The 1,320-nt window shown below is 43.8% G+C and carries 1 pseudogene; it reads left to right on the top strand.

Going from position 1 to position 1,320, the window contains the following annotated elements:
* Nucleotides 1-1,320: pseudogene (locus ACFIO3_RS13255) on the top strand (filamentous hemagglutinin); the annotation flags it as partial.

Genomic DNA, 1,320 nt, shown 5'->3' with positions numbered 1-1,320 from the left:
TTTAGCAGCCAGAGATTTCGTGATCAAAACGGGGGAGCTTGGAAATAGCGGTCAATTGGCATCGGGGCAGGATTTAGCCTTTAGCGTGACGGGCAATGTGACCAACAACAAAACGGGTTTAATCTATGTGAAGGGCAATGGTGCTTTACAAGTTGATGGCGCTTTGCTCAATGATTTTGGCGCCATTTTAGCAGAGGGTGATTTGTTTTTTACCAATGCGGCTGGCAGCGGAAAAAGCCTTTCGCTTGTTAACAAAGCAGGCTTTATTCAAGCTGGTGGAAATTTAAATATCCAAACCAACACCCTGAAAAACGAAGCCGATAGCACACCTGTCATCACGGAAAAAACGGAATATAACGATATTTCTTTCCAAAAACCAAAGGATTCTGATCAACTCAGTGATGGGATGTTATATCAAGATGGTCCCAACCTTTGGGGAAAGGGGCACACTAAGGATGAACTTACTCATCCACCTCTACCAAATTATGTACCGAATTATTATGTCTTTCATACAGAAGAATTTGTATTTGATAAAAAGCTTTGGTCGAGCAAAGAAGAAACTTATGGTGCCGCAATTTCAAACGATGGAACAGTCTACAAGTCATTTACTTGGAAATATGACAAGACAAACAGTAATATAGAACGGTATCGATGGTATAACCGGTCACACATGACAGAGGAAATCGTTGCGCAAGGGTTTTCGCATAAACCTACCGTTCAGGGGATGATACAATCTCACGGCAATCTCATCATTAACGCTGATACCATTGACAACCATTATAGCTCTATAGAAGCAGGGGGAAATGCCGATATCCACGCTGGTGTGCTGACCAATCTGGGTGCAACTGCTTATAAAAATACCTTTATGCATTGTAAAGCAGACACAGACAATTGTTATGGCTATAAAGCTGATGGAAGCCGCGATGTTTCTTTAGATATAGCCGATGGCGAATTTCGTCATATCCGCTCAGAATCTTTGGAGAGCGTTCCAGGTCTTGTCCAAGCGGGTGGCACGTTGAATTTGGTGGTTGATCAACTCAATAACACGGCAGCGGAAAGTTCGATTACAGGGGATGCGCATTTTGAAGCAAAAACCGTTGAAGGCAATCCACTGGAGGCGCTCAGTGGTTTAACTGGGGCTGGCGCTCTCTTTACACAAAAAGTCGATCTCAATAATGCAGGGGAACTTTCTGAGGGGCTTCCTTTACCAAAGCCCCAATCGGGTGGGGTTGGGGGCACGCTGCCCAATCAAAATTTCATTTATGAAACGCGGGCAGAATTTCTTGATGTCGGCAAGTTTTATGGCTCAGCCTATTATTT

This window comes from Bartonella sp. AD328YNZD, assembly GCF_042196425.1.
Note: the sequence above shows the minus strand (reverse complement) of the source record. Positions and strands in the feature narration are given on the sequence as shown.